A 20,372-nucleotide genomic window follows, 5' to 3' on the forward strand; every position below is an offset into this window, starting at 1 on the left:
CGGCCGCTGCCCGCACGTCCGGGTCCTCCAACAGCACCGCGCGGATCTCGTCCAGCTCGATGCGGAAGCCACGGATCGTGTCACAACGTGAAGTTGATGACCTGTCCGTCGGTCTCGATGGTGGCGCCGCTGATGGTGAGGGAGTCGTAGCAGCCGTGGCTGCTGAAGACCTGGACCCACTGGCCGGCGGGCACGGTGACGGAGATGTCCTTCGCCCGGCCGACGGTGAAGTCGCTGTGGCAGGTGTAGACGCCCGCCGTCTGGGTCATGACCGAGTCGCCGTCGGTGATCGTGACGCGCAGGGTGGCGGTGACATCGGCCTGGGCCGCGGCCGACGCGGAGGTCGCGAGGGTCAGCGTGCCTGCCGCTGCGAGCCCTGCGGCCAGGGCGGAGACGCGGGTGGCGCGGGTACGGCGGAGAGCGGGACGAAGCCCCATGAAGAACTCCGAATTCTCGGGTCCGGGCGCTCGGTGCGCCGGAGGGGGGTTGCCTCGAAACGGTTGTCGAGGGGGTTGCCGAACTGCTGGGCGGAAACGCCGCCCGTGCTTCTCGCACGGGACGGCACGCGGCCGGGAATTCGTGATCGGGTGCGCTGGTTGTCGTACGGCATGAAGATCGATGAGCAGGTCACGGATGTGCTGCACTACACCGCGTTCTCGTCCCACCCGGACGGCGGCAACCCGGCGGGCGTGGTCCTCGACGCCTCCGGGCTCGACGACGCCGCGATGCTGGCGATCGCCGCCCGGCTGGGATACAGCGAGTCCGCGTTCCTGACCGGCCCGCCCGAGGGGCTGGCCGGGGAGGCCGGTCGGGCCTTCACCGTCCGGTACTTCAGTCCGCGCGCCGAGGTGCCCTTCTGCGGACACGCCACCATCGCCGCCGCCGTGGCGCTGGCCGAGCGGATCGGGCCGGGAGACCTGGTCTTCGCCACCCGCGCGGGCACGGTGCCGGTGACCGTCACCGACGGCGCGGACGGCACGCTCCGGGCGACGCTGACGAGTGTGGATCCCCGGATCGAGGAGATCGCCCCGGAGGAACTGGCCGAGGCACTGGCGGCGCTGGGCTGGCCGCCGGCCGACCTCGACCCGCTGCTGCCGCCCCGCATCGCCTTCGCCGGAAACCGGCACCTGGTGCTCGGCGCCGGAACCCGGGAACGGCTCGCGGACCTCTCGTACGACTTCGAGCGCCTCGCCACGCTGATGCGGAAGCTGGACCTGACGACCGTGCAACTGGTGTGGCGTGCCACGGACACCGTCTTCCACGTTCGTGACCCCTTCCCGATCGGCGGCGTCGTGGAGGACCCGGCCACCGGTGCCGCGGCCGCCGCCTTCGGCGCCTACGCCCGCGAACTCGCCCTGGTGCCCGCGGAGTCGGTGCTCACCCTGCACCAGGGCGAGGACATGGGCAGGCCGGGCCTGCTCACCGTGACCCTGCACGCCGGTGACCCGAAGGTCCGCGTCAGCGGCACGGGCACGCGCATTCCTCGTTAGGCGTGCGGCGCGGCCGGCCGTGGCCCACCTCCTGCCCGGTGCCGGGCAGGAGGTGAGCGCACCGGCTCGGCGAACCGAGCCTCGGCTCACAGCCCGTCGCGCACCATGGCGGCGACGATCTGGACATGGCGGTCGGCCGCCGTGTTCGAGTACTCGTTGTCGTAGTTCAGGCCGTACGGCCAGAAGTGGCCGCCGCCCGTGGACAGTTTGGCGCTCGAACCGTCGAACTGCCGGACCAGTGCCGTGGCCTGCGCACCCGTCCAGGTGCCGCTGCCACCGAGGCGGGACCAGCCCGAACTCGTTCCCACGCCGATGGTGTGGGCGATCTCGTGCAGCGCGGTCCGCTCGTTCATGTAACTGCGGTTGCCGAAGCGGATGGTGCCGTTGATGTTGCCGTCGGCGGTGGGCACGCCCGGGTCGTAGCGGACGGTGATGGTCTTGCCCAGGTCGCTGAGGTTGTTGTAGCGGGCGACCGCGGCGTTCATGGCCTTCGTGATGAGGTCGTAGGCCGTCAGCTGGTCCTGGGTGGGGTTGCTTGCCCGTTCGAGGGTCCAGGTGATGGTGGCGGCAGCCGTCACCTGATCCTGGGACGCCGATGCCGGCGCGGTCTGCGGGGTGGCCTGCGCGATGCCCGGGCCGGTCAGCAGGGCGGCCGCGAGGGCGGCGACGACCGCCTTGCTGCGCCAGGGTATGGGCGTGTGCCGAGGGGGCATCGGGACTCGTCGTGCACTCATCGGGGTTCCTCCTGTGGGGGGTTGGCCGTCGCGTGTGGGGGGGCGACGGTGGTTCAGGTGCCGATCTTCCCTACTCCCGCCCCGGCCCGGACCAGAGCGGGCACGTCGGCTGCCGGGTCCAGCGCGTACGAGTAGTAGGTGCGCGGCTCGGTCACGGTGCCGTTGGTCTCGCAGGCACCGACACCGGCACCCGCGAAGACGTTGTCGCGCTGGACCAGTCGGCCCGGTCCTGACTCGTCGTAGCCGCCGGCGGAGTAGCAGGGGTGGGGGACGGCGTCGAAGTAGTTGCCCTCGACCAGCACGCCCGCGTCCATGGTCGACGCGACACCGTAGATCGCGTTGCCCTTGTAGTAGTTGTTGTAGACGTGCACCGGTTCGCCGAACCGCACCCGCGGGTGCCGCTGCCGTGAGCCGTCGAAGAAGTTGTGGTGGACGGACACCTTCAACTTCCCGGCGTCCTGGCTGCCGTTGGCGTCGGAGTGGCCCAGCAGCATGCTCTTGTCGGTCTTGTTGAACCAGTTCCACGACACGGTGACGTACTGGGAGCCGCGGACGATGTCGACCGCTCCGTCGACCGGGGCGACGAACTCGTTGTGGTCGATCCAGATGTGGTGGGACTCCTGGCCGATGTTGACGGCGTCGTCCTCGGCGTTCGTGAATCGGAGGTTCCGCACGATGACGTTGTAGGAGCGGTAGAAGTCCAGGCCGCCGCCGTTGACGACGGCCGAGGATCCGACGCCGACGATCGTCTTGTTCGGGCGTACGCCCTGCTTGCTGGTGATGTCGATCGTGCCCTGGACCCGGATGACCAGCGGGCCCGTGGTGTCGATGTACTCCAGGAACTGCTCGGTGGTGGTGGCGGTCACGGTCGGGCCGCCCGCTCCGCCGGTCGTGCCGTTCTGGCCCAGCGCGGCCACGGCGGCGAAGCCGGTGGGGGATGTCTCCGCCCGTGGCGTCGGCGCGTTCTCGGCGGCGGTGCCGGCCGGCACCGCCACCGCGCCGAGCAACAGGGCGAGCGCGAGAGCGGGAACGCCGCGTGCGGCGCGTGACGACGACCTCATGCGGGTCCTCCCGTGGGGGTGGGCGGATCTGATCGGGTCGTGCGGAGACGCTCGAGAAGAGGGAAAGCGCTTTCCAAGTTGCCCGGATGCTAATCAGATGTTTTGGGCATGTCAACGAAGTCGCCGCCCGATCCCTCGCACAACCGAGCCATGGCCCGCGTGCGATGATCGGCCCATGGCACGGGACGGGCGCGACACTTCCGGCAAGGACTACCTTCTGGACAATCGCCAGGCCGAGGCCGGGGAGCGGTTCACCGCGCTGTCGGCGCTCTTCGACCCGTCGACGTTCCGGCACTTCGAGACGGTCGGGGTCGGCGAGGGCTGGCGATGCTGGGAGGTCGGCGCCGGTGGGGCCACCGTGCCGGCCTGGCTGGCCGAGCGAGTCGGCCCGAGCGGGCACGTGGTGGCCACCGACATCGACACCTCCTGGATGCGGGAGGCGTCGGGCTTCGAGGTGCTGCGCCACGACGTTGCGGCCGAGGCGCCCCCGGCCGGGGGACCGTTCGACCTCATCCACGCCCGGCTCGTGCTCGTCCACGTCGCCGACCGCGACAAGGCCCTGCGATCGATGGTCCAGGCGCTTCGCCCCGGCGGATGGCTGGTGCTGGAGGACGCCGACCCGGCGCTGCAGCCGCTGATCTGCCCCGACGAGTACGGCCCCGAACAGGAGTTGGCCAACAGGCTGCGTCACGGCTTCCGCGAGCTGCTTCGACAGCGCGGCGCCGACTTGGCGTACGGGCGCCGACTGCCGCGGCTGCTGCGCGAGGCCGGCCTGGCCGATGTCGAGGCCGACGCCTACTTCCCGATGACGTCACCCGCGTGCACCGAGCTGGAGGAGGCCACCGTCCGTCAGATCCGCGGCAAGCTCGTCGCCGCGGGACTTGCCACGGACGAGGAGATCGACCGCCACCTGGCCAACGTTGGTGCGGGCGGCCTCGATCTGGCGACATCGCCGATGATCTCCGCCTGGGGGCGCCGCCCGGTGGGTTGAGGTCCGCCCCGAGCCGGGATCACGGTGGGTGGGGTGCCGAAGCCCTTTCCATGCAGGGCTCAACCTGCCTGCTGCCGCTTGCTGTTCGAGCCGGTCGGAAAGGTGTCCAGGAAGCGGATGTGAAGGCTGTCGTGTGGGCCCTCGGCGACGGTGATCGTGGCGCGTACGCCGTAGCCGAGGCGTACGACGTCCAGGACGGTCAACGCGAGCTGGGTGCCTGGCCTGTTGCTCGACGACCGCGACGCGGCAAGCTACCGCAGCCTCAGCCACCCCCCAGAGGTCCGGAGGTTCAGGCAGCCCCGGAGCTCCCGAGCGCCCCCAGAATGCGCTCGGCCGCCAGTGTCGGCGTCAACGCGCCGTCCCTGACCTGCTGTTCGAGACCCGGTGCGAGGGCCCGTACCGCCGGGTCGGCGTGCAGCCGGCCGAGGAGTTCGTCGCGGACCATGCTCCACGTCCAGTCGACCTGCTGGTCGCGGCGCTTGGTGGCCAGTCGGCCCGTCGAGTCGAGCAGGGTGCGGTGCTGCTCCAGGCGCTCCCAGACCGTGTCCAGACCGGTCGATTCGCGGGCGCTGCAACTGAGCACCGGCGGCGTCCAGACGGGATCCTTGCCGTGCATCAGCCGCAGCGCGCCCGCCAGCTCCCGTGCCGCCGCCCGGGCGTCGCGCTCGTGCGGGCCGTCCGCCTTGTTGACGGCGAGCACGTCGGCCAGTTCCAGGACGCCCTTCTTGATGCCCTGCAACTGGTCGCCGGTGCGGGCGAGGGTGAGCAGCAGAAAGGTGTCGACCATGTTCGCGACCGCGGTCTCGGACTGGCCGACGCCGACCGTCTCCACCAGGATCACGTCGTAGCCGGCCGCTTCCATCACCACGATCGACTCGCGCGTGGCCTTGGCGACCCCGCCCAGGGTGCCCGCCGTGGGGGAGGGTCGCACGAAGGCCGCCGGGTCCACGGCCAGGCGCTCCATGCGCGTCTTGTCGCCGAGGATCGAGCCGCCGGTGCGGCTGGAGGAGGGGTCGACGGCGAGCACCGCCACCCGGTGTCCGAGCCCCGTCAGCATCGAGCCGAACGCGTCGATGAACGTCGACTTGCCCACGCCCGGCACCCCGCTGACGCCGATCCGCCGCGCCCGGCCGCTGTGCGGGAGCAGCTCGGTGAGCAACTCCTGTGCCAGCGACCGGTGTTGGGGGCGGGTGGACTCGACGAGGGTGATGGCGCGCGCGATGATCGCCCGCTTCCCGTCGAGTACGCCCTTCACATACGCGTCGACATCGATCACAGGTCGTGCCCGAGGTCGTCCGACAGTCGCTTGACCAGGTCGTACGCCGCGTCCGGGATCACCGTCCCGGGCGGGAACACGGCCGCCGCGCCCATCTCCAGCAGGGTCGGGACGTCCTGCGGCGGGATCACCCCGCCGACCACGATCATGATGTCCTCGCGGCCCTCCTCGGCGAGCTGCTCCTTCAACGCCGGTACGAGGGTGAGGTGTCCGGCGGCCAGCGACGACACCCCGACGATGTGCACGTCCGCCTCGACGGCCTGGCGGGCCACCTCGGCCGGGGTCTGGAACAGCGGGCCGACGTCGACGTCGAAGCCGAGGTCGGCGAAGGCGGTCGCGATCACCTTCTGGCCGCGGTCGTGGCCGTCCTGGCCCATCTTGGCGACCAGGATGCGCGGGCGGCGGCCCTCGGCCTCGTCGAAGGCGTCCACCAGGGCGCGGGTGCGGTCCACGGACGGGGACTCTCCTGCTTCGTTGCGGTACACGCCGGAGATCGTACGGATCTGGCTCGCGTGCCGGCCGTACACCTTCTCCAGGGCGTCGGAGATCTCCCCGACGGTCGCCTTGGCGCGGGCCGCGTTCACCGCCAGCTCCAGCAGGTTGCCCTCGCCGCCGGCGGCCCGGGTGAGCGCGTCCAGCGAGTCCTGGCACGCCTGCTCGTCCCGTTCCGCGCGCAGCCGCCGCAGCTTGGCGATCTGCTGGGCGCGCACGGAGGAGTTGTCGACCTTGAGGACGTCGATCTGCTCGTCGGACTCGACGCGGTACTTGTTGACGCCGATGACCGGCTGGCGCCCGGAGTCGATGCGGGCCTGGGTGCGGGCCGCGGCCTCCTCGATGCGCAGCTTCGGGATGCCCGCGTCGATGGCCTTGGCCATGCCGCCCGCCTGCTCGACCTCCTGGATGTGCTGCCGGGCCCGGCGCGCGAGGTCGTAGGTCAGCTTCTCCACATACGCGCTGCCGCCCCACGGGTCGATGACCCGGGTGGTGCCGGACTCCTGCTGGATCAGCAGCTGCGTGTTGCGGGCGATGCGCGCGGAGAAGTCGGTGGGCAGCGCGAGCGCCTCGTCGAGGGCGTTGGTGTGCAGCGACTGGGTGTGGCCCTGCGTGGCCGCCATGGCCTCGACGCAGGTGCGCGTGACGTTGTTGAACACGTCCTGCGCGGTCAGCGACCAGCCCGAGGTCTGCGAATGGGTGCGCAGGGAAAGGGACTTGGTGTTCTTCGGGTCGAACTGCTTCACCAGCTTCGCCCACAGCAGGCGCGCCGCGCGCAGCTTGGCGACCTCCATGAAGAAGTTCATGCCGATCGCCCAGAAGAACGACAGCCGGGGCGCGAACGCGTCCACGTCCAGACCGGCCTCACGGCCCGCCCGGATGTACTCCACGCCGTCCGCGAGCGTGTACGCCAGCTCCAGATCGGCCGTCGCGCCGGCCTCCTGGATGTGGTAGCCGGAGATGGAGATGGAGTTGTAGCGGGGCATCCGCTGCGAGGTGAAGGCGAAGATGTCGGAGATGATCCGCATCGACGGCTTCGGCGGATAGATGTAGGTGTTGCGGACCATGAACTCCTTGAGGATGTCGTTCTGAATGGTCCCGGCCAACTTCTCGGGCGGTACGCCCTGTTCCTCCGCCGCCACGATGTAGAGCGCCAGCACCGGCAGCACGGCGCCGTTCATCGTCATCGACACGGTCATCTTGTCCAGCGGGATGCCGTCGAAGAGCTGCCGCATGTCGTAGATCGAGTCGATTGCCACGCCCGCCATGCCGACGTCACCGGTCACCCGCGGGTGGTCGCTGTCGTAGCCGCGGTGCGTGGGCAGGTCGAAGGCGACGGACAGGCCCTTCTGGCCGGCCGCCAGGTTGCGCCGGTAGAAGGCGTTGGACTCCTCGGCCGTGGAGAAGCCCGCGTACTGGCGGATCGTCCACGGCTGGTTGACGTACATCGTGGGGTACGGGCCCCGCAGATACGGGGTGGCGCCCGGGTAGGTGCCCAGGAAGTCCAGGCCCTCCAGGTCCTGCCCGGTGTACAGCGGCTTGACCGGGATGCCCTCCGGGGTCTCCCACAGCAGGTCGTCCCCGCCGGCCGCCCGCTTGACGGCCGTACGCCATTCGTCGGTGCCGCCGTCGACAGCCGGAGTCCCCAGCTCGATCCCGGAGAAGTCGGGGATGGAAGGGCCAAGGGGGGCGGTCATCAGGACACTCCCATGCGGTCAAGGGTGGCGGACAGGACGGCTACGGCGTCGCAGCCCGCGAAGACGTACGCGTCGACACCGGCGTACTGCCCGGGACGGCCCGCCAGGAACACGTGCGAGGCGCCGGAGGCCTTCAGCTCGGCGGCCACGGTCTCCGCCTGCTCCTCGTACAGGGCGTCACTGGAGCACAGACAGGCCTCCGTGGCGCCGCTGTCCTCGAAGGTGCCCTCGGTGACGGCCTCGATGCCGCCCGCCTGGAAGAGGTTCGAGGCGAAGGTGAGGCGGGCGGTGTGGGCGGCCGCCGGGCCCAGGGCGGCGAGGAAGATCCGCGGGCGGGAGCCGGTCGCGGCCAGGTGGGCGTCGGAGCGGGCGCGCAGTTCCTCGTACGCCTCGTCGCGGCGGACGCGAGGCAGCCCGCCGGACGGCTGCTCGGGCGCGGGCTCCCGCTCCACGGCCTTCTCGCCCAGGTGCGGGAACTCGCTGACACCGGTGATGGGTTCGCGCCGCTTGGCGAGCTTGCCGCTGCGGGCCTGCCAGGTCTCGGTGAGGTCCTGCTCGAGCTGCCCCGAGCGAAGGGAGGCCGCCAGGCCGCCGCTCCGCTCGATCCGCTGGAAGAACTCCCAGCCCGCCTGCGCGAGTTCGTCGGTGAGCCGCTCCACGTACCAGGAGCCGCCCGCGGGGTCGATGACCCGGGCCAGATGCGACTCCTCGATGAGGATCGTCGAGGTGTTGCGGGCGATACGCCGCGCGAACGCGTCCGGCAGACCGAGGGCGTGGTCGAAGGGCAGCACGGTGACGGAGTCGGCGCCGCCCGCCCCGGCCGCCAGCGTGGCGATGGTCGTGCGCAGCATGTTCACCCACGGGTCGCGGCGCGTCATCATCACCGGCGAGGTCACGACGTGCTGGACCTGCGCCCCGGCGCCCGGTGCCCCGCAGACCTCGGCGACCCGCGCCCACAGCCTGCGCGCGGCTCGCAGCTTGGCGATCGTCAGGAACTGGTCGGCGGTCGCCGCGTACCGGAACTCCAGCTGCGCACAGGCCTGTTCGACGCTCAGCCCGGCCTCGGTCAGCTCGCGCAGGTACGCGACGCCGGTCGCCAGCGAGCTGCCCAGCTCCTGGGCGGCCGAGCCGCCGGCCTCGTGGTACGGCAGCGCGTCCACCGTCAGGGCGCGCAGCCCCGGGTACTCCTCGGCGCACAGCCGCGCCAGAGCGGCTACCGGTGAGAAGTCGTACGACTGCCCCGTACGGGCCTCGTGGCCGAGCGGATCGGCGCCCAGGTTGCCGCGCGCCACGTCCTTGGCGACGCCCCGCTCCTCGTACAGCCGCAGCAACTCACGGGCGGCGGGCTCGACTTCGCGCCCGGCGTCGAGGACGACGGGGGCCAGGTCGAGGTAGACGCTCTCCAGCGCTCCGCCGAGCGACGCCACCGGGATGCCGCCCTCGCCGACGGCCAGCCACAGGGACGTGACGCCGTTCTCCAGGTCCGCGAGGACGGTGCCGCCGTCGGCCGTCGTGTGCCGTTGGCGTACGTCCCAGCCGCCGACCGTGTTCCCCTCTGCGCGGCTGCCGCGCACGAAGGGAGCGAACCCGGGCAGGCCGGGGTCGGGCGCGGCGTCGTGCGCGGTGTACAGAGGCCGGGTGCGCAGCCCGTCCTCCAGCGCGGTGGACAGGGCTTCCTCGGCCTGAGCACCCTCGACGTCCTTGCCCGACTTGCGCAGTACGCCCGCAACGAGGCGCTGCCACTGATCATGGGACACGTCAGGGAACTCGGCGGCCAGCTCAAGCCCGTCGTCAGGCAGGACCGTCATGCTCGGATGCTAGGCCAGAGGCCCAAAGGAGCAGCAGAGGGCACGGCTGTGACCTTGCCCTCTCCTCCGCTGTGACCTCGGCCTCTTCCCGCCGCGGAGCCCGGACGGATCGGGCACGGACAGCCGGTTCGCTCGCGCGCCGAGCCTGCGCGGGGCGTCATCGCGCGGCCGTCACGAGCTCGGCGAGGTCGCCCAGGACCTGGGCTGCCGATGCCGGGTGGACCAGCCACTTCAGGTGGCTGCCCTCGAGGGTGCGGACGTCGTACGGGTTGTCCGGGGTGAGCGCGTCGCCCTCGCGGATCAGCCGGTCCTGGAGAGCCAGCGGCAGGCTCGCGTCGTCGGCCAGCCGCACATAGGTCTTCGGGATACGGCCCCAGGTCGCGGCCTGCGCCCGGTCGGCGGAGGTGCCGACGTCCAGGTTCTCGTCGGGCTGGAAGGTGTTGAGGAAGGTCAGGAACTCGTCGTCGGTGCAGTCGGCGAAGAACGCCGCCCTGAACGCGGCGAGGGCGGCCGGGTCCGCGGTGCGGAAGTTGACGCGGAGCAGACCGAGGTCGGCCGGGTTCCCGGCCATCGCGAGCGCCAGGGAAGTCGGGTCGACCGTGGCCATCTCCGGCTCCGCGTAGTAGTCGCCGACGTCGAGGTTGACCGGGCACCAGGCCGAGACGTAGACGATGCGGTCGATGAGGTCGGGTCGCGCGTTGGCCGCGGCGGTGGCCGTGACGCCGCCGCGACTGTGCGCGACGAGGATCACGGGGCCGTTCTGCTTCGCCCGCTCCAGGATCCCGATCAGGTGCGCCGCGTTGTCGGCGAGCGTCACGCCCTTGATCGAGCCGGGCGCGGCGGCGAGCCCTTCGGGATCCTGCGGAGCCTGATAGGCCTGCGGATAGGTCGCCGCGAATCCGTGCCCGGGCAGGTCCACCGCGACCGAACGGTGCCCGAGGAGGCCGAGTTCGGCCTGGAGGGGCGCGAAGGAGAAGGAGTTCGCGAAGGCCCCGTGAACCAGGACGAAGGTCGGTTGCATCTGTCTGCTCACTCTCTGGCCTGAACGGCATGGGCGGCATCGGCGGCACGCGGGCGGTTGCCCGGTATCGGAGTCCGACCCTAGTCAAGGGAAGATCATTCGCGCCACATGAATGAGTAATTCCGCATAGGGCTGCACTCCGTCCCGCCGAAGTGGGGTCTCGATGTGCCGGTCAAATGTCGAAATCCGGCCATCGTATGGGCATTCACCAGCGGTAACGCGGTGCTACCGCCGAGAAAGTACGGAATTGCCTCGTCGTTTAAGGAGCCCGTCAGCATAAACTCCGAGACGTGTCGGTCGAACCGCCGAGAGGCGCACCCGTCGTATTCACCGGTGAGTCCGGATCCGGTAATTCGAGCCTCGCGTTCGACACGATTTCCGTGGAAACCGCTCTCACTCTGCGCCAGCTCAAAACAGCGAGACGGTCCGGGTCATGCTCGCGGTGTCGGCGGGGCGGACTCAGAACAGGACGCGGTCGACGCCGGCGGCTGCACGGGCTTCGGCCAGGACGTAGCCGTCGCTCCTTGGCGGGGCTGTTGGTCGTGGCGATCAGACCGCGCACCGCCTGCTGGTCGAAGTGGGTCGGCGACCGCCGGAACCGAGTCGTCAGCTCCAGCCGAACCGGCGGTCGACCACCGCGGCGAACTCCTCCAGGGTCAGTTCCTCGTCCCCGTTCTGGTCGGCGGCGTCGAACAGCGCGGAGGAGGCGTTCTCGTCTCCCACGGCCCAGAACGGCAGGTCGCCCGACGCGGCCAGGGACGGCCCCTTCGTCCGCAGGGCGATGATCACCTCTGCGCGGGTCAGGGTCCCGTTGTGGTCGAGATCGAGTGCCTCGAACAGCTTGCGGGCCTTCTCGCTCATCGTGCCACCCTCGTTCCTGATGTCGGCAGGCGGCCTGCCCACCCCGCTCCAAGACGAAGACGCCTGCGCACCCCTCCAGGTTGCCTCCGCGGGCCTTCCGCCGCAGGCCGTCCGTGCGCAGCGGCGATTCCCGGCCTCCGTCCGCGCGGTCGGTCAGGTGCCGCCGGCCGAGCGAGCCCGGGTCCGGGCGATCAGCCACATCAGATACGGCGCCCCGACCGCCGCCGTGAGCACGCCGACCGGCAGCTCGACCGGGGAGAACAGACGCCGGGCCAGCAGGTCCGCGACGAGGACGATCCCGGCGCCGGTGAGGGCGGAGGAGAGCAGCGGAATCTGGGCGGTACGGGTCAGCCGGTGGGCGATCTGCGGGGCGAGCAGCGCCACGAAGTCGACCGGGCCCGCGGCACCGGTCGCCACCGACGCCAGCACCACCCCGATCGCGGTGAGCCCCAGCCGGACCGGACCGAGCCGTACGCCCAGCGCGGTCGCCGTGCTGTCGTCCAGGGACACCATGCGCTGCGCGTGTGCCGCCCACAGCAGGGCCGGGACCAGCGCCAGAAGGACCCAGGCGAGGGGCGCGGCCTGGTCGTACCCCCTGCCGTTGAGCGAGCCGGTCAGCCACACCTTGGCCTGCTGGGCCACCAGATAGTCGCCCTTGGTGAGGAACAGCCGGGTCAGCGAACCCAGCGCGATCGACACACCGATGCCGACCAGCACGAAACGCGTGGCATGCAGGCCGCCGCGCCAGGCGAAGGCATAGACGAGCGCGGCGGCCGAGAGCCCACCGACGACCGAGACGTACGGCAGGACGGCGTACGACGTGAGCCCGAAGGTCATCGCCGTCACCGTGGCCGCGCCCGCACCATGCGTGACACCGATGACGTCGGGACTGGCCAGGGAGTTGCGCGCGACTGCCTGGATCAGCGCGCCGGAGACACCGAAGGCCGCACCGACCAGCAGACCCGTCACCAGACGGGGGAGACGCAGCGTGCCGACGACCAGCTCGTCGGGGCTCGGCTGCCCGAGCAGCACGCGAACGACCTCCGTCGGGGAGACGTACGACTCGCCGACGCACAGGGACACGACGGCCGTCACCGCCACCACGGCGGCCAGCAGCAGCGCGACCGCACTCGCCCGGCGGTGCAGCAGGAAGCTGCGGTCCCCGATGCGGACGACCGTGTAGCCGGCGGGGCGCAGCCGCCCGGGCGCCGGGCTCGTTCGCTCAAGAGGCCGTGTCACGCCGCCACCGTCGCCTTCCTCCGTACCAGCGCGACCAGGAACGGCACGCCGAGCAACGCGGTCATCACGGCCACCGGCACTTCCGAGGGCGCGAAGACGACACGGCCGAGTACGTCCGACACCAGGATCACCGTGGGGCCCAGCAGCGCGGACAGGACGAGGACCCACCGGTGGTCGGCGCCGACCAGCGCCCGCGCGATGTGCGGGACGGCGAGCCCGACGAACGCGATCGGACCGGCGACCGCGACGGCGACACCGGTCAGCACGGTCGCGGCGAGCGCGCCGAGGGCCCGCGTCAGGGCCACCCGATGACCTAGCCCCCTGGCCACGTCGTCGCCGAGCGCGAGGGCGTCCAGACCCCGGGCCACGACGACGACCAGCACCAGCCCCACCAGCAGGAACGGCCATGTCTGCGCGACGACCGCACCGTCCCGCCCGCCGATCGAGCCGACGTCCCAGAAGCGGAACTCGTCCAGGGCGCGGGCGTCGGTCGTGACGATGGCGGAGACCACGGAGGCGATGAACGCGTTCATCGCGGCCCCGGCCAGCGCCAGCTTGACCGGCGAGGCGCCGCCGCGTCCGCTGCCCGCCACGGCGTACGCGGCCACCGCCGCGAGCCCCGCACCGGCGAACGCGAACCAGACGTAGCCGGCGGGCGTGTGCACCCCGAGGAACGCGATCGCGCAGACGACACCCAGCGAGGCGCCCTGGCTGACGCCGAGGACGCCGGGCTCGGCGATCGGATTGCGGGTGATGCCCTGCATGACCACTCCGGCGACCGCCAGGGCCAGCCCGACCATCACGCCGATGACCGTGCGGGGGACCCGCAGTGAGCGCACGACCTGCGCGTTGTCACCGGTGCCGCCGTGCAGCAGGGCGTCGAACACCTCGCCCGGTGGGATCTGGCGGCTGCCGAGGGCGAGGCTGAGCAGAACGGCCAGCAACAGCATGAGCATGCCCGTGACCGTCCAGGCGAGGCGTCGCCGGGTGGCACGGGACATGCGGTTCCTTCTGCTGTTGCTCGTTCTTGGCTGTTGCGCCGGGCGCGAGGACGCGAGCCCGTGTCTTGGCGCGAGGGCGTCAAGTGCCTTACTCGGCCAGGTACTTCTCCAGGTCCGTGAGGACCTCGCCGGCCGCGGTGACGCCCAGGCCCAGGTACCAGGTCTCGTCCGGGACGTCGTACGCGTGACCGGCCTTGACCGCCTTCAGGTTCTTCCACAGCGGGTTGCCCTGGGCGCGCGACTTGTCGGTGGCCTTCGGGTCGCCGTACACGCCGGTGAAGATGTAGTCCGCGTCGGCCTGGTCGATGTTCTCGGCGCTGACCTCGGCGGCCAGGTCCTCGATGTCCTGGTTCTTCGGGCGCGGGATGCCGGCGTCCTTGAGGATGGTGCCGATGAACGAGGCGTTGGCGTAGAGCCGGATCACCCCGTCGGGCATGAACCGGACCATCGACACGGTCGGCTTGTCGGCGCCGAGCTCGGCGTCGAGTTCGTCAACCTTCTTGTCGTACGCCGCGAGCTTCGCCTTGGCCTCGGCGGTCTTGTCCAGCGCCGAGGCGTTCAGGAGGTAGTTCTCCTTCCAGGTGAAGCCGGGGCGGATGGAGAAGACGGTGGGCGCGATCTTCGACAGCTCGTCGTACTTGTCCGCGGCGCGCAGCTGGCTGCCGAGGATCAGGTCCGGCTTGAGGCCGGCGATCGCCTCCAGGTTGAGGTTGTTGATGGTGCCGACGTTCTGCGGGGTGCCGGCGTCCTTCTTCAGGTAGGAAGGCAGCTCGGGGGAGCCCTCGGTGGGGGCGAGACCGACCGGCTTGATGCCGAGCGAGACGACGTTGTCGAGCTCGCCGACGTCCAGGACCACGACACGCTTGGGCTGCGACTTGATGACCGTCTCGCCCATGGCGTGCTCGATGGTGCGCGGCCACTGACCCGCCTTGGCATCGGTGCCCATCTCGGCGGTCTTCTTCGCGGCGGACGCGAAGTCCTTGCCGCCCTTGGCCACGTCCTTCTTGTCGCCGGCTCCGGCCCCGGAACCCGCGTTGTCCGCGCCGTCGTTGGAGCCGCCGCAGGCCGCGAGGGACAGGGCGGCGGCGACGGCAAGAGCGACGGCGGCAGTGCCGCGGCGCCGGTGAAGCATGGCAAGGCTCCCTTGGATGTACATGGTCGGCCATTAGGCCAGCCTCACCTTATCGGGGCCTTTCGTGTGCCTTACACGTGAGTCTGTGTGGTCCCTGTCACGGTCCTGTGATGCCGACGTGCGCTGCCTTGGCGCCCTGTGCCGACAGGGCGCCAAGGAGGCCGGCGCAGGGGCGGGTCAGGTCGGTGAGCAGGCGGAGCCGTTGAGCGTGAAGGCCGCCGGGCTGGGGTTGGTGCTGCCCTTCGTGGCCGTGAAGCCCAGGGTGACCGAACCCGCCGGGGCGATCGACGCCGTGTACGACACGGAGGCCACGCTCACCTCGGCGCCGCTCTGCGTCGCGGTGCCGCCCCACAGGTGGCTGATGCGCTGGCTGACCGGGAAGATCCAGCGCAGCGTCCAGCCGTTGATCGCCGAGCTGCCGGTGTTGCGCAGGACGATCTCGCCCTGGAATCCGCCGGGCCACTCGTTCGTCACCCGGTAGGCGACACCACAGTTCGCCGGCGATCCGGCGGAGGCGGTGGTGACCGTCACCGCGCCGGAACGCGGCGAGCGGTTGCCGGCGGCGTCACGGGCGTAGACGGCGAAGGTGTACGAGGTCGACGGCGCGAGGCCGGTGACCGTGGCGGAGGCGGCGGTCGTGCTGACGGCCGCGACCTCGCTCGTGCCGTCGACGCGCACCACGTCATAGCCCGTGACGCCCGTCGCGTCGGTGGCGGCGGCCCAGGTCAGCTTCGCCGACGACGAGGTCACCTCCGAGGCGGTGGGCGTCCCGGGAGCGGTCGGGGGAGTGGTGTCGCCACCGCCGGAGGAGTAGACGGTGGCTTCCTTCGAGGTGGCGGCGATGCCGTTGGCGCCGTTGAAGACGCGCCGGCCCCACGAACTGAGCTGGTTCGCATCGAAGTTGACCGCCAGGTCGAGGATCGGGTCGGTGTTGCCGCTCCAGGACCAGGCCAGATAGCCGAGCCGGAGCTGCTGGGCGGCGGCCATCATGGTGTCCTCGTCCGGGTCGCCGTACTGGTCGGGAGGGCCGCCGAACTCGCCGATGAGGATGGGCAGTTGGGCGTTGACGAAGGTGTTCAGGTAGTCGGTGATCTCCTGGGCCGTGTCGTAGACGCTGTACATGTGGATCGAGAAGATCAGGTTGCCGGTGGGGTCGGCGGCGTAGACGGACTTGGCGTTGTCCCGCATGACGCCCTGCCAGTCCTGGCCCCAGTTGGGCGCGTCCACCATGATCGTGTGCGCGAAGCCGGCGTTCCGCAGCTTCTTGATCGCGGCGATCGTGGGATCGGTCCAGCCGGCGGGATTGGTGTTGCCCCAGGGCTCGTTGCCGATGTTGATGACGACGTAGTTCTCCTGGCCCTCGAGGACGCTCTTCAGACCGATCCAGTAGTCGGCCGCCTGGTCGAGGGTCCCGGCCGCGGCCTCCTCCCCGTAGCCGGTGGTGTCGTGCACCTCCAGGACACAGATGAGCCGGTTGGCCTTGCACTGGGAGATGACGTTCGCCACGTCCGAGGCGCTGTTCGCGGTCCAGCGATGGCCGTCGGCGAGGACCACCCGGACGGTGTTGGCGCCCAGTGCCTTGATGTCGGCCAGCGACTGCGTCTGGTTCGGATACCAGGTGTGGGCGTGGTTGACGCCCCGCATCACGAAATCGTTGCCGTTGCCTTCCAGTAGACGGCCGTTGCTGATGTGGATGCCTGTGGTCGCCGCCTGGGCAGGGGTGGCGAAGGAGAGTAACGGGGCGAGCAGCCCCAGGAGGGCGGCCACGACGGCGGCCACTCGTGGGGTGGTGCGGGTGCGGGGTCTCATGGCGGCTCCCAAGGGTGAGGTGGGGTGACGATGCGTCAGGATGACGCGGTGCGCGCCGTGCAAGTGACAGTCGCCGACGGGGCATTGGCCGTTGCCGGGGTACTGGCGATGAATCCGAAGCCGGCGCTCGCACCGGGCGCGAGGGCGCCGTTCCAGCCCGCGTGCGTGACGGTGACCGTGCCGTCGGCGGCCGTGGTGAAGGTGCCGTTCCAGACCTGGGTGAGGCGTGCGCCGTCGGCCGGTACGACCGTCGCGGTCCAGCCCGAGACGGCGGTGGCGGAAGCGTTGGTCACCGTCACCTCGCCCTGGTAGCCGCTCTGCCAGACGGAGACAGCGCGGAAGGACGCGGTGCAGGCGGGAGGCTCACCGGGATCGCCAGGGTCACCGGGATCGCCGGGATCTCCGGGGTCTCCCGGATCCCCCGGTTCCGCGTCGAGCAGCGCCGTCAGCGCCGGATACCACCGGGCGGCGATCTTCTCGTCGCCGGAGGCGCTGGGGTGTACACCGTCATAGGTGTCGGTGGTCGTGTCGAAGCCTGTCCACTGGTCGACCACGGTGACGGGGGAGCGGCTGGTGCTCGTCGCGCGGGCCCACTCGGGGATCCGTGCGTTGAAGTCGACGACGCGCTGCGCGCAGCCCGTGCAACTGCTCGGGTTCATCGGAATGAGCTGCGCGACCAGGATCCTCATGTCCGGGTTGGAGGACCGCATCTGCTCCACGAGCTTCGTGTAGGCGCCGAGGATGCGGTCGGGGGCGATGGCGCTCCACACGTCGTTCGTGCCGAAGTGCATGACAACGATGTCCGGCAGCGTGGCCGCCAGCCGGCCCGGCAGCAGGTTCTGGTCGGCCACGTTGGTGACCAACTCGCCGCCGTGGCCTTCGTTGTCACCGTCGTACGGCTGTCCGCAGCCCTGCGGGCCGAGGGTGCCGACGAAGTCGATGTCCGTGTGTCCGGCGGACTGCAGCCGGTTCCACAGCGCCGCCCGCCAGCAGCCGGGCGAGCCGGTGATCGAATCGCCCAGCGGCATGATGCGCACGGAGGTCGCCGCCTCCGTGGCGGCCGCGGCTCGTGGCGCGAGCGTGAGGCCGACGGGCAGGAGCAGGGCGAGCAGCGGGGTGATCCGCGAGAATAAGTGGCGGGTGCCGCGCATGGTGTTCCCTTCCCTGGCCGCATTTGTCGGCGCGCTCCGCGCGCGTGGGGTGGGAGCGCTCCCATAAAACATCAAGCCATCGTTGTCATTGACGCGTCAAGAGGCGGGAAGTACGGCTGCGATGCTGTGAGTTGAGAGAACCGACCGAGGAGGCGTCCATGCCCGAGCCGTCCGTCCTTGCCGCGCTGGTATCCGGCCTGCGCAGTGGTGCGATCGAGGTCGTCGACCTCACCTCGCCCTTGTCGTCCTCGACTCCGGTGATCCAACTACCGCCCCAGTTCGGGCAGACGGCCGTCTTCGAACTGGAGGAGATCAGCCGCTACGACGACCGGGGCCCGGCCTGGTACTGGAACAACTTCCGCAGCGGCGAGCACACCGGCACCCACTTCGACGCCCCGAACCACTGGGTCACCGGCAAGGACCTCACCGACGTGGCCTCGGTGCCGGCCCGCAGGCTGATCGCACCGGCGGCGGTGCTGGACTTCACCGCCGAGGTCGCCGAGAACCCCGACTTCCTGGTCGAGATCGACCACGTGAAGGCGTGGGAGGCCGAGAACGGACCCTTGCCCGAAGGCGGTTGGCTGCTGCTGCGCACCGGCTGGGACGCCCGTTCGGAGTCCCAGGAGGCGTTCCTCAACGCCGACGAGAACGGCCCGCACACCCCCGGCCTGTCGGCGGAAGCCGCCCGCTGGGTCGCCGAGGAGGCGCCGGTGATCGGCCTCGGCGTCGAGACGGTGGGTACGGACGCCGGGGGCGCGCACTCCTTCGACCCCGCCTATCCCTGCCACTCCTACCTCATGGGCAGTGACAAATACGGTCTGACGCAGTTGAGGAACCTCGCCGCGCTGCCGCCGACCGGCTCGGTCGTCATCGCGGGTCCGCTGCCGATCGTCACCGGCTCCGGGGCTCCCGCGCGCGTGCTGGCGCTGGTGGAGCGCTCATGAAGGTCGCGGAAGCGGTCGGCCGGGCGCTGTGCGCGGCCGGGATCGGCCAGGTCTTCGGAGTGGTCGGATCGGGCAACTTCCACGTCACGAACGCCATGGTCGCGGCGGGGGCGCGGTTCGTCGCCGCTCGCCATGAGGGCGGCGCGGCGACGATGGCCGACGCGTACGCCCGCACGAGCGGCGAGGTCGCGGTCGTGAGCGTGCACCAGGGTCCCGGGCTGACGAACGCGATGACCGGGATCGCGGAGGCGGCCAAGAGCCGTACGCCGCTCGTCGTGCTCGCCGCCGAGGTGACCGAGCCCCGCTCCAACTTCTATGTCGACCAAGAGGCGTTGGCCCGCGCGGTGGGTGCGGTCACGGTTCGGGTGACGTCGGGGGAGGAGGCCGTCGAGCAGACGTGCGCGGCGGTGGGGCTGGCGGTGCGCGAGCGGCGTACCGTCCTGCTCAACCTCCCCCTGCCGGTGCAGGCGTCGGACGTGCCGGACGACGCCCTGGCGCAGGCGGCGCCACCGCCGGAACGGGCCGCGGTCGAGCCGGACGCGGAAGGCGTGACGGCTCTGGCGGAACTGCTCGGGCGGTCCCGGCGGCCGGTCTTCGTGGCCGGCCGGGGATCGCGCGGACCGGGCAGCCGGGCGGCACTGGAGGCACTCGCCGACCAGCACGGCGCGCTGCTCGCGACCTCGGCCGTCGCGCGCGGGCTCTTCCACGGCAACCCCTGGTCGCTGGACATCTCCGGCGGCTTCGCCTCGCCCCTGGCCTGCGAACTGATCAGGGGAGCGGACCTGATCGTCGGCTGGGGCTGCGCCCTCAACATGTGGACGATGCGGCACGGCAGCCTGATCGGCGCCGACGCGACCGTCGTACAGGTCGACGACGAGCCGTCCGCACTCGGCGCGCACCGGCCGGTGCACCTCGGTGTCACCGGTGACGTCCGGCTCACCGCGCGGCAGGTGTTCGAGGCGGGCGGTGAGCGGCGGCAGGGCTACCGGAGCCCGGAGACCGGTGCGGCTCTCGCGGCACGCGTGCGCCTGCGCGACGTGCCGTACGAGGACACGAGCACGCGGGAGCGGATCGACCCGCGGACGTTGAGCATCGCGCTCGACGACATCCTGCCCACGGAGCGTGTCGTCGGCGTGGACTCGGGCAATTTCATGGGCTACCCGAGCGCGTACCTGTCGGTGCCGGACGAGAAGGGCTTCTGCTTCACGCAGGCGTTCCAGTCGATCGGGCTGGGCCTGGCGACCACGATCGGGGCGGCGCTGGCCCAGCCGGACCGGCTGCCGGTGGCCGCGCTCGGGGACGGCGGCGCGCTGATGGGGGCCGTCGAGCTCGACACGGTGCGGCGGCTCGGGCTGCCGATGGTGGTCGTGGTGTACGACGACGAGGCGTACGGCGCCGAGGTGCACCACTTCGGCCCCGACGGGTACCCGCTGGACACCGTCCGCTTCCCGCCGACGGACATCGCCGCCGTGGGGCGGGGCTACGGCTTCGAGGCGGTGACCGTGCGGACGCAGGCCGATCTGAAGGCCGTGGCGGACTGGGTGGCCGGTCCGCGGTCCGCGCCGTTGCTCATCGACGCCAAGGTGGTCGCCGATCACGGGTCGTGGTGGCTGGAGGAGGCGTTCCGGGGCCACTGAGTACGGGCTCGAAGCCCGCGACGTCGCC

General features: G+C 71.0%; 18 protein-coding genes. 4 read left to right on the plus strand and 14 right to left on the minus strand.

From position 1 onward, the window contains the following. Positions 1-80 precede the first annotated feature (80 nt). Positions 81-437, minus strand: a complete 357-nt coding sequence (locus ABD932_RS18930; RefSeq protein WP_345014159.1) for a hypothetical protein — start codon at positions 435-437, stop codon at positions 81-83. Between the two features lie 171 nt (positions 438-608). Between ABD932_RS18930 and ABD932_RS18935 the strand changes: the two genes are divergently transcribed. Beyond that, the gene (locus ABD932_RS18935; RefSeq protein WP_345014161.1) at positions 609-1,490 is read left to right on the plus strand and encodes a PhzF family phenazine biosynthesis protein; all 882 of its coding nucleotides are present in this window, start codon (positions 609-611) and stop codon (positions 1,488-1,490) included. Between the two features lie 86 nt (positions 1,491-1,576). Here ABD932_RS18935 and ABD932_RS18940 read toward each other — a convergent pair whose 3' ends face one another. After that, positions 1,577-2,203, minus strand: a complete 627-nt coding sequence (locus tag ABD932_RS18940; protein WP_345014473.1) for a hypothetical protein — start codon at positions 2,201-2,203, stop codon at positions 1,577-1,579. A 74-nt stretch (positions 2,204-2,277) separates the two neighbouring features. Continuing rightward, the gene (locus tag ABD932_RS18945) at positions 2,278-3,285 is read right to left on the minus strand and encodes a pectate lyase family protein (protein WP_345014163.1); all 1,008 of its coding nucleotides are present in this window, start codon (positions 3,283-3,285) and stop codon (positions 2,278-2,280) included. A 175-nt stretch (positions 3,286-3,460) separates the two neighbouring features. Between ABD932_RS18945 and ABD932_RS18950 the strand changes: the two genes are divergently transcribed. After that, positions 3,461-4,276, plus strand: a complete 816-nt coding sequence (locus ABD932_RS18950; protein WP_345014165.1) for a methyltransferase domain-containing protein — start codon at positions 3,461-3,463, stop codon at positions 4,274-4,276. A gap of 59 nt (positions 4,277-4,335) precedes the next feature. Here ABD932_RS18950 and ABD932_RS18955 read toward each other — a convergent pair whose 3' ends face one another. The 11 genes from ABD932_RS18955 to ABD932_RS19005 all read right to left on the minus strand — a co-directional run bounded on the left by ABD932_RS18955 (position 4,336) and on the right by ABD932_RS19005 (position 17,763). Further along, positions 4,336-4,479 carry a hypothetical protein gene (locus ABD932_RS18955; RefSeq protein WP_345014167.1) on the minus strand — a complete coding sequence of 48 codons (144 nt, stop codon included), beginning with the start codon at positions 4,477-4,479 and terminating at the stop codon, positions 4,336-4,338. 86 nt (positions 4,480-4,565) lie between these two features. Beyond that, entirely contained in the window at positions 4,566-5,552 is a 987-nt protein-coding gene (meaB, locus tag ABD932_RS18960; protein ID WP_345014169.1) for a methylmalonyl Co-A mutase-associated GTPase MeaB, read from the minus strand. After that, the gene (gene scpA / locus ABD932_RS18965; protein WP_345014171.1) at positions 5,549-7,741 is read right to left on the minus strand and encodes a methylmalonyl-CoA mutase; all 2,193 of its coding nucleotides are present in this window, start codon (positions 7,739-7,741) and stop codon (positions 5,549-5,551) included. The genes meaB and scpA overlap by 4 nt, the downstream gene beginning before the upstream one ends. After that, the gene (locus ABD932_RS18970; protein ID WP_345014173.1) at positions 7,741-9,549 is read right to left on the minus strand and encodes a methylmalonyl-CoA mutase family protein; all 1,809 of its coding nucleotides are present in this window, start codon (positions 9,547-9,549) and stop codon (positions 7,741-7,743) included. Before ABD932_RS18970 ends, scpA begins: the two co-directional genes overlap by 1 nt. Before the next feature lie 157 nt (positions 9,550-9,706). Next, positions 9,707-10,570: an alpha/beta hydrolase gene (locus ABD932_RS18975; RefSeq protein ID WP_345014175.1), complete on the minus strand. Its 864-nt coding sequence runs from the start codon at positions 10,568-10,570 to the stop codon at positions 9,707-9,709. A gap of 606 nt (positions 10,571-11,176) precedes the next feature. Further along, positions 11,177-11,431, minus strand: coding sequence for an EF-hand domain-containing protein (locus tag ABD932_RS18980; RefSeq protein ID WP_345014177.1), 255 nt, complete (start codon positions 11,429-11,431; stop codon positions 11,177-11,179). A gap of 153 nt (positions 11,432-11,584) precedes the next feature. Further along, entirely contained in the window at positions 11,585-12,670 is a 1,086-nt protein-coding gene (locus tag ABD932_RS18985) for a FecCD family ABC transporter permease (protein ID WP_345014179.1), read from the minus strand. Beyond that, complete coding sequence (locus ABD932_RS18990; protein ID WP_345014181.1) at positions 12,667-13,671, minus strand: FecCD family ABC transporter permease; 1,005 nt, start codon at positions 13,669-13,671, stop codon at positions 12,667-12,669. Before ABD932_RS18990 ends, ABD932_RS18985 begins: the two co-directional genes overlap by 4 nt. An 88-nt stretch (positions 13,672-13,759) precedes the next feature. Continuing rightward, positions 13,760-14,803 (minus strand): ABC transporter substrate-binding protein, encoded by a 1,044-nt coding sequence (locus ABD932_RS18995; RefSeq protein ID WP_345014183.1) that lies wholly within the window; start codon positions 14,801-14,803, stop codon positions 13,760-13,762. A gap of 177 nt (positions 14,804-14,980) precedes the next feature. Continuing rightward, complete coding sequence (locus ABD932_RS19000; protein WP_345014185.1) at positions 14,981-16,612, minus strand: cellulase family glycosylhydrolase; 1,632 nt, start codon at positions 16,610-16,612, stop codon at positions 14,981-14,983. Positions 16,613-16,647: 35 nt separating this feature from the next. Then, complete coding sequence (locus ABD932_RS19005) at positions 16,648-17,763, minus strand: GDSL-type esterase/lipase family protein (RefSeq protein ID WP_345014186.1); 1,116 nt, start codon at positions 17,761-17,763, stop codon at positions 16,648-16,650. 158 nt (positions 17,764-17,921) lie between these two features. Between ABD932_RS19005 and ABD932_RS19010 the strand changes: the two genes are divergently transcribed. Together ABD932_RS19010 and ABD932_RS19015 are read left to right on the plus strand one after the other, a co-directional pair. Next, positions 17,922-18,707 carry a cyclase family protein gene (locus ABD932_RS19010; protein WP_345014187.1) on the plus strand — a complete coding sequence of 262 codons (786 nt, stop codon included), beginning with the start codon at positions 17,922-17,924 and terminating at the stop codon, positions 18,705-18,707. Then, on the plus strand, positions 18,704-20,344 hold the full coding sequence (locus ABD932_RS19015; protein ID WP_345014188.1) for a thiamine pyrophosphate-binding protein: 1,641 nt from the start codon (positions 18,704-18,706) through the stop codon (positions 20,342-20,344). The genes ABD932_RS19010 and ABD932_RS19015 overlap by 4 nt, the downstream gene beginning before the upstream one ends. Positions 20,345-20,372 lie beyond the last annotated feature (28 nt).

This window comes from Streptomyces shaanxiensis (genome assembly GCF_039537145.1).
Classification (GTDB): domain Bacteria; phylum Actinomycetota; class Actinomycetes; order Streptomycetales; family Streptomycetaceae; genus Streptomyces; species Streptomyces shaanxiensis.